This is a genomic window from Micromonospora sp. PLK6-60 (assembly GCF_019890675.1).
In the GTDB taxonomy this organism is placed as follows: domain Bacteria; phylum Actinomycetota; class Actinomycetes; order Mycobacteriales; family Micromonosporaceae; genus Micromonospora.
On sequence record NZ_JAIOAA010000005.1, the window covers coordinates 415445 to 424954 of the forward strand.

Here is a 9510-nt window from a genome sequence, read left to right on the forward strand (position 1 = left end):
GTTGCGGGGGCAGGGGTGTGGACGCCGCAGCGGGTGCTAACAGGGGGCCCCGCCTCTACCGAATGCGTTAACAGGGGGCCCCTCCTTACACCCGGGGCGCGCGGACGGGGAGGGGCCGGAGCGGCCCCTCCCCGTCGGGTGGGATGGTGCGTCGGCGCTCGGCTCAGCCGAGACCGCCCCGGATGGCGCTGATCAGCTCACCGTTGCTGGTGTCTCCGGAGAGCTCCCAGAAGAACGCGCCACCGAGTCCCTGGGTGTTGGCGTAGCTCATCTTCCCGCCGATGGTCGCCGGGGTGTCGTAGCTCCACCAGTTGCTGCCGCACTTGGCGTACGCCGTGCCACCGACCGTCGCGGTGGCCGGGCAGGTGTTCTTGAGCACCTTGTAGTCCTCGATGCCGGCCTCGTACGTGCCCGGTGCCGCGCCGGTGGCGCTGCCGCCCGGGGCGGTCTGGGTCACGCCGGTCCAGCCCCGGCCGTAGAAGCCGACGCCGAGCAGCAGCTTGTTGGCCGGCACGCCCTTGGACTTGAGCTTCTGGATCGCCGCGTCGGACCAGAAGCCCTGCTGCGGGATCCCGGTGTACGAGTAGAGCGGCGAGTGCGGCGCGGTCGGCCCCTGCGCGTTGAACGCCCCGAAGTAGTCGTACGTCATCGGCATCAGCCAGTTGAGGTTCGCCGCCGCGCCGGCGTAGTCGGTCGCGTCGATCTTGCCGCCGTTGCTGCCGTCGGCGGTGATCGCCGCGGTGACCAGGAAGTTGGCGCCGAACTTGCTCCGCAGCGCGTTTACCACGTTCTTGAACGCGTTCGGGCCGCTGCTGTCGCACTGGAGGCCGCAGGCGTTCGGGTACTCCCAGTCGATGTCGATGCCGTCGAAGACGTCGGCCCAGCGCGGGTCCTTGACCAGCGCGTAGCAGGAGTCGGCGAACGCGGCCGGGTTCTGCGCGGCCTGGGTGAAGCCGGCCGACCAGGTCCAGCCGCCGAAGGACCAGAGCACCTTCAGGTTGGGGTACATCTTCTTGAGCTTGCGCAGCTGGTTGAAGCTGCCGCGCAGCGGCTGGTCCCAGGTGTCGGCGACGCCGTCCACACTGTCCGCCGCGGTGTACGCCTTGTCGTAGTCGGCGTAGCTGTCACCGATGGTGCACCGGCCGCCGGTGGTGTTGCCGAAGGCGTACAGGATGTGGGTGAGCTTGGCGGCGGAGCCGCTGGTGTGGATGTTCTTGACGTGGTAGTTGCGGCCGTAGACGCCCCATTCGGCGAAGTAGCCGACCACCTTCTTCCCGCCGGTCGGCGGCGGGGTCGTGGGCGGCGGGGTGGTCGGGGGCGGCGTGGTCGGCGGGGCCGTGGTGGGTGGCGCCGTGGTGGTCGGCGGCGCGGTGGTGGGCGGTGGGGTGCCGCCGCCGCAGGACGCGCCGTTGACCGTGCAGTTCAACGGCCCGGAGTACGGGCCGGTGCCGTTGTAGCCCCAGCTGAAGCTGGCCCCGGGCGCGAGCGGGCCGGCCCAGCTCTTCTTGACCGCGACGTAGTGGTTGCCGCTGCGGGTGACGTCGGCGTCCCAGAAGCTGCCGACGGCGGTGCCCGAGGGCAGGTCGAACTCGATGCGCCAGGTGTCCACGTTGGCGCTGGTGCCGTTGGTGACCGTCACGCGCGCCTCGTGACCGGTCCCCCAGTCCTGCACCTTCGTGAACGTGGCGGTCACGCTGCCGGCGGCGGCCGCGGTCGCCACCGGGACGGCCGCGACCGCCAGGGCGACCGCGGCGCCACCGGCCCAGAGGGCTCGGCGGAGCGATCTCTTCATGGCGCCTCCCCTAATAGTTAGGAAACTTTCCAGATGTTTGCAGAGACGCTACTCACGGCGTCATCACTTCGTCAAGATGTGCATGCGTCGATTTATGGTTCGCCCCCGACGAGGGCCGCGGACCGGACCGGGACACGCCACGCCACCGGCGCGGCCAGGCCGGGCACGGGCGCGTAGCCTCGCGGCATGACCGTCTTCGACATCGAGATCGAGGCCCTCGGCGGCGGCCCCGCCGACCTCGGGCAGTACCGTGGCCGCGCCCTGCTGGTGGTCAACGTCGCCTCGCGCTGCGGCCTCACCCCGCAGTACGCCGGCCTCCAGGCGCTCGCCGAGGAGTACGCCGGCCGGGGCCTGACCGTGCTCGGCGTGCCGTGCAACCAGTTCGCCGGCCAGGAGCCCGGCACGGCCGCCGAGATCGCCGAGTTCTGCGAGGTGAACTACGGGGTGACCTTCCCGCTGACCGAGAAGGTGGAGGTCAACGGCCCCGGGCGGCACCCGCTCTACGCCGCGCTGGCGTCCACCCCGGACGCCGAGAGGCACACCGGCGACGTGCGGTGGAACTTCGAGAAGTTCCTGGTCGCGCCGGACGGTACGGTGGCCGCCCGGTTCGCCCCGCAGGTCGCCCCCGACTCCCCCGAGCTGCGCGGCGCGATCGACAAGGTTCTGCCCGCCTGACGCACCGACCGCGGAGCCCGGGCGCACTGCCCGGCTCCGCGGCGGCGGTTGTTAACAGGGGGCCCCTCCTCTACCGGAGGCGTTAACAAGGGCACCCTCCTTGCACCTAGCCGGCGACGTTGCGGAACACCGGGTAGTAGCCGCCGGACTGGCCGGCCGCCGTCGGGTGGTACGAGATGCCGATGTTGGTGATGTTCAGGGCGTGCAGCCACTTGTCGCCGTAGCTGCACAGCTGGTGCCCGACGAAGATCGACCGGACGTCGGCGAACGCGAAGCCGGCCGCCTGGGCGGCGCTGCGGGTGATGTCGTCGACCAGGTTGATGCCCTCGTTGATCTTCGCCCGCGAGGTGGCGCTGAGCCCGACGCAGACCGTGCCGAGCTGGTAGAAGACCGGATAGCCGACCACCACCACCCGGGCCGACGGCGCCCGGCTCCGGATGCCGCTGTAGACGCTGCCGAGCAGGCGGGCGAGGTCGGCGCGGGCCTTGTCCTGGGCGGCCTGCACGGCGGCGACGCACTGCGACTCCCCGTAGAGCACGCAGGTGGTCATGATGTTGGCGAAGCCGACGTCGTTGCCGCCGACGGTCACGCTGACCAGCGTGGTGCTTGCGCTGAGCGCGGAGAGCTGGTTGTTGATGACGTCGGTGGTGCGGGCGCCGGAGCAGGCCACCGAGCGGTACGAGGCCGGCCGCACCGCGGTGTTGTAGAGCGCCGGGTAGGCGCTGGTGCTGCGCTGGCAGGAGCCGCTCTCGGAGGTGTAGCTGCCGGCGCCGACGCCGGAGGCGTACGAGTCGCCGAGGGCGACGTAGTTGTCGGTGGGGGCGGCCTGGGCGGGGGCGGCCAGCGCGAGCGTGGCGGCGAGGGACGTCGCCGCGCTCAGCGCGAGGGTAACGAGACGGGATCTCCGCACGGGGCACTCCTGGGGGTGGGAAGTGGTGGTGGGAGATTGATATCAATAAGATCGTACCCGGCGGTAGCCTGCGGTTTTCCGCCCACCGCCCATAGAGATAATTCGCTGCAACATCCACCAAACGGCGACCGCCGCGGTCAGGAACCCGACGTACCGGGCGGTCGACTTGCGCCACAGTCCCGTGGACGGGACCCTGGGGCGGGCGGGGCGCACCGCCCCCCGGACCACGTCGGAGGTGAGATGCCGCTCCCCCTGCTCAGACCGTGCCGGCTACTGGCCGTCGCGGGCGCGCTCCTGCTCGGCGCCGCGTCGGGCGTCGTCGCCGGGCCCGGCCCGGCCGCCGCCGCGCCGGCCACCGTCGGGTACGTCCGGCTGGCGCACCTGTCCCCCGACACCCCGGCGGTGGACGTCTACCTGTCCGCGCCGGACGCCGACCAGCCCCGCCGCTTCCCCGCCGTGGCGTACGGGGTGGTGTCGCAGTACCTGCCGCTGCCGGCGGGCCGGTACGCGGTGGCGATGCGCACGGCGGGCGCCCCCGCCGACCAGCCACCCGTGCTCACCACCGAGGTCTCGGTGACCGCCGGCCGGGCGTACACGGTGGCCGGGGTGGGCCGGCACGCCGACCTCGGGTTGCGGGTGCTCACCGACGATCTCAGCGCCCCCGCCGCCGGGCGGGCCAAGGTGCGCGTGGTGCAGGCGTCGGTGCGTACCCCGGTGCTCGACGTCGCCGCCGCCGACGGGCCGGCGATCGCCGACGCCGTCCGGTTCGCCACCACCACCGACTACCGCGAGGTCGAGCCGGGGCGGTGGCGGCTGCGGCTGGCCGGCGCCAACGGTCCGAGCACCCAGGCCGAGGTCACCCTCGCCCGGGGCGCGGTCTACTCGCTGCTGGTGCTGGACGCCGAGCGCGGCGGGCTGGTCACCGAGCTGCGCGAGGACGCGCGCGGCGGCTCGCGGGCCCCCACCGGAGGGGTGGAGACCGGCGCGGGCGGCTCGGCCGGGGCGGGCGTCGGGGCGTACCCGATGATCGCCGGCGGCCTGCTCGCGGCGGCCGTGGTGGCGGGTGTGCTGCTGGTCCGCCGGCGGCCCCGAGCGGGGCGGGGATGACGTGGTCCGGCGGCACTGGGGGGGTCGCCGGACCACCGGGCTGGTCGCGGCGCTCTGCCTGACCGCCGGGTGCGGGGCCGTGGCGCAGTCGCCGCCGGCCCCGGCCGGCCGGTGGGTGGCCGGCTGCGCCGACGGGTGCCGGGCCGAGGCCGACCCCACGGTCCGCCGCCCCCAGGGCCAGCCCACCCGGGTACGCGTCGCGCGCATCGGCCTCGACTCGCGGCTGGCGGTGCTCGGGCTGGACCGGTCCGGGGCGCTGGTGCCGCCAGCCGACTTCGCCGAGGCCGGCTGGTACGGCGGCGGTCCGGCCCCGGCGACCCCGGCCCGGCGGTGATCGCCGGACACGTCGACTCGGTGGACGGCCCGGCCGTCTTCGCGCGCCTGGCCGAGCTGCGTCCCGGCGACCGGATCGAGGTGTGGCGGGGCGGCGTCCCGGTGGCGTTCCGGGTCACCGGAACGCTGGTGGTGGGCAAGGACAACTTCCCCACCACCACCGTGTACGGCCCGACGCCCGGCCCGGAGCTGCGCCTCATCACCTGCGCCGGCGACTTCGACCGGCGGGCCCGGCACTACCGGGACAACCTGGTGGTGCTCGCCGTCGCCGAGGCCACCGGCGACCTGTTCCCCGACTCCGCGGCGCGCTGACCGCTCCTCGATCTAGGCCCGGCCCGGCGCGCTGACCCCCGCCCGACGGCGCCCGGGGCCCGGTGCGCTGGCCCCTGTTCGACGGCGGCCGGGGGCCCGGTGCGCCGGTCCCTGTTCGACGGCGGCCGGGGCCCGGTGCGCCGGTCCCTGTTCGACGGCGGCCGGGGCCCGGTGCGCCGGGCCGGTCAGATCGGGCGGCGGCCGGCGAAGCCGCACTCGGCCCGGTGGTACCAGCGCACGTCGCTGTCCCCCTCCAGCCAGCACCAGAGCACCGCCCGGCCGTCCCGCTCGCCGGGGAAGTCCAGCAGCACCGGGGCGATCCCCTTGACCTGGATCTCGTGCTCGTGCAGCTCGTCCAGGACGCCGTGCAGCCGGGCCTCCAGCGCCTTCACCTCGGGCAGCCCGCCGAGCACGCTCATCCCGTGGTCGGCCAGGTCCGCCCGGAGTTCGGCCAGGTCGGCGCGGATCCGGATCAGCTCGTTGATCCGCGGGCGCAGGGTCGCCACCAGGTGTCGCGACTGGGCGAGAGTGAACACCCGAGCAGTATGGGGCACTCAGCCCACCGCGTGCCGGCCGGCAGACGCGGCAGCTGCCCGCACCCGTTGATCGTTGGCGGCTCAGCTGTTGCCGCCTCGGCGTGTCGTGCTGCTCCGCTGCCAACGATCGAGGGATGCGGCAGGCCAGCGGTCAGTCGGCTTGGGCGGCTAGTTCGCGGGCCCGGTCGCGGGCCGCCTCCAGGGCCGCCAGCAGCGCCGCGCGTACGCCGTGCTTCTCCAGCTCTCGGACGGCGGAGATGGTGGTGCCGGCCGGCGAGGTGACCGCCTCGCGCAGCTTGACCGGGTGTTCCCCGGAGTCGCGCAGCATGACCGCCGAGCCGATCGCGGTCTGCACGATCAGCTCGTGCGCCACCTGGCGGGGCAGGCCGAGCAGGATGCCGGCGTCGACCATGGCCTCGACCAGCAGGTAGAAGTACGCCGGGCCGGAACCGGAGAGGGCGGTCACCGCGTCCTGCTGCGACTCGGGCACCCGGATGGTGGCGCCCAGCGGCGTGAACATCTCCTCGGCGAGGGCGAGGTGCGCGCCGGTGGCGTGCGCCCCGGCGGAGATGGCGGTCATCGCCTCGTCGACCAGCGCCGGGGTGTTGGTCATCACCCGCACCACCGGGGTGCCGTCGGGCAGCCGACGGTTGAAGAAGCTGGTGGGCAGGCCGGCGCAGAGCGAGATGACCAGCTTGTCGGCCGGCACCTTGGCGCCGATCTCGTCCAGCAGCGCGCCGGCGTCCTGCGGCTTGACCGAGATGGCGAGCACCGCCGCCTCGTCGACCGCGGTGAGGTTGTCCACCACCCGTACGCCGTAGCGGGCGGCGAGTTCCTCGGCGCGGGCCGGGCGGCGGGCCGTGGCCAGCAGCCGCTCCACCGGCCAACCCGAGCGCAGCAGCCCGGAGAGCATCAGCTCGCCGATCTTGCCGGCGCCGATCACCGCGACCGTGTGCCCGCCCGCTGCCGACCCACCCCTGTCGGTCCGCTCGCCGACCACCCGCGCCTCCTCGTCCGACGACTGTTAAGCGGGGCCCCCTGCTATGCACGAGGCGTTAACAGGGGGCCCCTCCTTACCGCTCAGCTGCCGAAGAAGACCTCGGCCTCGGCGTAGCGCTCCAGCGGGACGGTCTTCAGCTCCGCGGTGGCCTCGGCCAGCGGGACCCGGACGATGTCCGTGCTCTGCATCGCGACCATCTTGCCCCAGTCGCCCTCGTGCGCCGCGTCGATGGCCTGCAGGCCGAGCCGGGTGGCGAGCACCCGGTCGAACGCGGTCGGGGTGCCGCCGCGCTGGATGTGCCCGAGGACCACGGTGCGGGCCTCCTTGCCGGTCTTCGCCTCCAGCTGCTCGGCCAGCCACTGGCCGATGCCGCCGAGACGGACGTGACCGAACGAGTCGAGTTCCTGGTTGTGCAGCACCATCTGGCCGTCCAGCGGCTGGGCGCCCTCGGCGACCACGACGATCGGGGCGTACTGGTGCTGGAAGCGCTTCTCGACGTATCCGGCGACCTGGTCGACGTCGAACTGCCGCTCGGGCAGCAGGATCACGTTGGCGCCGCCGGCGAGGCCGGCGTGCAGGGCGATCCAGCCGGCGTGCCGGCCCATCACCTCGACGACCAGGGTGCGGTGGTGGCTCTCCGCGGTGGTGTGCAGCCGGTCGATCGCCTCCATGGCGATGTTGACCGCGGTGTCGAAGCCGAACGTGTAGTCGGTGGCGCCCAGGTCGTTGTCGATGGTCTTCGGCACACCGACGACGTTGACGCCCAGCTCGTGCAGCTTGGTGGCGACCCCGAGGGTGTCCTCGCCGCCGATCGCGATCAGGGCGTCCACGCCCTGGGCGGCGAGGTTCTCCTTGATCCGCTCGACGCCGTTCTCGATCTTGAAGGGGTTGGTCCGGGAGGAGCCGAGGATGGTGCCGCCGCGTGGCAGGATGCCCCGGACCTCCGCGATGCCCAGCGGCTTCGTCAGGCCCTCCAGCGGGCCCTTCCAGCCGTCCCGGAAACCCACGAACTCGTGACCGTAGGTGGCCACGCCCTTGCGGACCACCGCCCGGATTACCGCGTTGAGCCCTGGGCAGTCGCCGCCGCCGGTGAGCACGCCGATACGCATGATCTGCTCATCCTCCTGGAGCATCAGGTGAAGCCCGGATCAAGCCCCAGGATATGGGTCGGAATCAGACCGTCGGCGCCGTTGCCGGCCCGGGGCGGGCCGTCACCGCGAACTGTAGCCGCCCTGGCTGGGTGCCGGCACCGCGGCCCGGCGCGTCCCGCCCGGCGGACCGGCTACCCGTCAGTAGTCGACCCCGTGGTTCTCGCCCACCTTCGGCGGCTTGCCGGTCACCGCCGCCTTGGCGAAGCCGAACAGGGTGACCACCGTGCCGCCGGGCGAGTCCCAGTACTCGGCCGAGGTGGCGTGCACCTTGATCAACGTGAGGCCGGGGGTGTCCAGGCCGTCCGGGAACCAGGCCTTGAGCAGCGGATTCCACAGCCGCTCCGCGCGCGCCCGGTCGAAGCCCTCCTGGGCGGTCCCGGCGATCGACACCCAGGCGTGGTGCCGCTGGTCGGAGAAGGCCACGTTCACCTCCGGGTTGACCCGGATCTGGCGCACCTTCGCCGAGTCGGCGTGCGCGAAGAACCACAGGTCGCCGTCGAACTCGGCCTCCTGCAACCCCATCGGTCGGCTCATCATCCGGCCGTCCACCCCGATGGTGGTGAGCATGCAGATCCGCGCCTGCCGGATCAGCTCGGTCACCCGCTGGCGGCCGTCGGCCGCGGTCGACTCGTCGGTCATGGCGTACCCCCTCGCGTCCCTCTGGCGGGACGGTGCCCGGGACGGAACGGGTCAAACCTGGGACAGCCGGCCAGTTACGGCGACCCGCTCAGCGGCCGGTCATCGCCCGCCACCGGGCCAGGTTGTGCCGGGCGTCGACAAGCGCGTCGTGCCGCTCCGCCTCGGCGTCGGGCAGCCTCGGCCGGCCCCGGTCGTCCCAGAGCTGGCGCAGCTCCCGGGTGAACCGGGGGATCTCCCGCGGCAGCCCGGTCATCGAGCCCCAGAGCTGGGCCAGCACCACGTGGTCGTACGCGGCGTACCAGGCCCAGAGCTCGATCTGCTCGCCCGGGCGGTCACGGATCGGCTCGACCAGGAACTCGTACAGGTCGTCGCGGATCCGCGCCCGGGAGCGCCAGGCGCGGTCGGCCGGCGACGGGAGCCGGTCCAGCACGTTGCGACGGACCCACGGCACGGCGCGGGAGTCGTCGAACTCGGTGGAGACCGCGTAGAACTCGCGGCCGTACTCGTCGACGACGCCGATCGACACCAGGTCGATGGTGCGGCCGTCCTCGATGAATTCGCAGTCGTAGAAGTAGCGGTAGGCCATCCCCGCCATCCTCGCCCACCGGGCCGGCCGACCCGACGGCGGGGCGCGGGTCGACGGCCACGACCGTCATCGGCGACGGATCCGCACGTCAGGGCGGACCGCCGGTCGTCACGGAAGTGTTTTGAGGGGTGTACAGCACGCGACCGGACCGTCATGATCTGATGTGTACCGCTACCGGACGCCGGACCGGTTCAGTCGACCTCGTACCGGCGACTGCCTGGTTCACCCGGTGCGTGGATGTGGTCCTTGACCGGGGAGGGGTTGGGCCGTGGAGGTTCGCCTGCCGGAGCCGGGCGACGCGCTGACCGGCGTCGAGATGTTCGCCGGCCTCGAGCCGGAGGTGCGCCAACGCGTCATCGCGGCGGCGGTGCCGCGCACCTACCGCAAGGGGCAGTTGCTCTTCGTGGAGAACGACCCCGGCGAGTCGCTGATCGTGCTGCGGCGCGGGGCGGTCGCGGTGTTCCGCACC

The 9510-nt window shown here is 73.1% G+C and carries 12 protein-coding genes; 5 read left to right on the top strand and 7 right to left on the bottom strand.

The annotated features are described in order from the left end of the window. Positions 1-163 precede the first annotated feature (163 nt). Positions 164-1792, bottom strand: a complete 1629-nt coding sequence (locus K7640_RS13345; RefSeq protein WP_222955091.1) for a glycosyl hydrolase family 18 protein — start codon at positions 1790-1792, stop codon at positions 164-166. A gap of 186 nt (positions 1793-1978) precedes the next feature. Here K7640_RS13345 and K7640_RS13350 point away from each other — a divergent pair, with 186 nt between their 5' ends. Beyond that, complete coding sequence (locus K7640_RS13350) at positions 1979-2467, top strand: glutathione peroxidase (RefSeq protein ID WP_222955092.1); 489 nt, start codon at positions 1979-1981, stop codon at positions 2465-2467. Between the two features lie 106 nt (positions 2468-2573). On the opposite strand, the gene K7640_RS13355 is transcribed toward K7640_RS13350, so the two are convergent. Further along, positions 2574-3377: an SGNH/GDSL hydrolase family protein gene (locus K7640_RS13355; RefSeq protein WP_222955093.1), complete on the bottom strand. Its 804-nt coding sequence runs from the start codon at positions 3375-3377 to the stop codon at positions 2574-2576. 240 nt (positions 3378-3617) lie between these two features. Between K7640_RS13355 and K7640_RS13360 the strand changes: the two genes are divergently transcribed. The 3 genes from K7640_RS13360 to K7640_RS13365 are packed head-to-tail and all read left to right on the top strand — an operon-like array spanning position 3618 to position 5129. Continuing rightward, the gene (locus K7640_RS13360) at positions 3618-4484 is read left to right on the top strand and encodes a DUF4397 domain-containing protein (protein WP_222955094.1); all 867 of its coding nucleotides are present in this window, start codon (positions 3618-3620) and stop codon (positions 4482-4484) included. A 1-nt stretch (position 4485) separates the two neighbouring features. Continuing rightward, a complete protein-coding gene (locus K7640_RS30180) occupies positions 4486-4818 on the top strand; it encodes a hypothetical protein (RefSeq protein ID WP_255608963.1) in 333 nt (110 codons plus the stop codon). Then, positions 4815-5129: a sortase domain-bontaining protein gene (locus K7640_RS13365; RefSeq protein ID WP_308042539.1), complete on the top strand. Its 315-nt coding sequence runs from the start codon at positions 4815-4817 to the stop codon at positions 5127-5129. Before K7640_RS30180 ends, K7640_RS13365 begins: the two co-directional genes overlap by 4 nt. A 185-nt stretch (positions 5130-5314) precedes the next feature. Here K7640_RS13365 and K7640_RS13370 read toward each other — a convergent pair whose 3' ends face one another. The 5 genes from K7640_RS13370 to K7640_RS13390 form a co-directional block, all read right to left on the bottom strand. Further along, positions 5315-5665: a DUF2203 domain-containing protein gene (locus K7640_RS13370; protein WP_222955096.1), complete on the bottom strand. Its 351-nt coding sequence runs from the start codon at positions 5663-5665 to the stop codon at positions 5315-5317. 151 nt (positions 5666-5816) lie between these two features. Further along, positions 5817-6665, bottom strand: a complete 849-nt coding sequence (proC, locus tag K7640_RS13375; protein WP_308042540.1) for a pyrroline-5-carboxylate reductase — start codon at positions 6663-6665, stop codon at positions 5817-5819. An 80-nt stretch (positions 6666-6745) separates the two neighbouring features. Beyond that, positions 6746-7774 carry a 6-phosphofructokinase gene (locus tag K7640_RS13380; RefSeq protein ID WP_222955136.1) on the bottom strand — a complete coding sequence of 343 codons (1029 nt, stop codon included), beginning with the start codon at positions 7772-7774 and terminating at the stop codon, positions 6746-6748. Positions 7775-7954: 180 nt separating this feature from the next. Further along, complete coding sequence (locus tag K7640_RS13385; protein WP_222955097.1) at positions 7955-8455, bottom strand: pyridoxamine 5'-phosphate oxidase family protein; 501 nt, start codon at positions 8453-8455, stop codon at positions 7955-7957. 88 nt (positions 8456-8543) lie between these two features. Further along, the gene (locus K7640_RS13390; protein ID WP_222955098.1) at positions 8544-9041 is read right to left on the bottom strand and encodes a polyadenylate-specific 3'-exoribonuclease AS; all 498 of its coding nucleotides are present in this window, start codon (positions 9039-9041) and stop codon (positions 8544-8546) included. Positions 9042-9309: 268 nt separating this feature from the next. Here K7640_RS13390 and K7640_RS13395 point away from each other — a divergent pair. Next, positions 9310-9510 (top strand): cyclic nucleotide-binding domain-containing protein (locus K7640_RS13395; protein ID WP_222955099.1); only part of this gene is annotated, 201 nt, incomplete at its 3' end.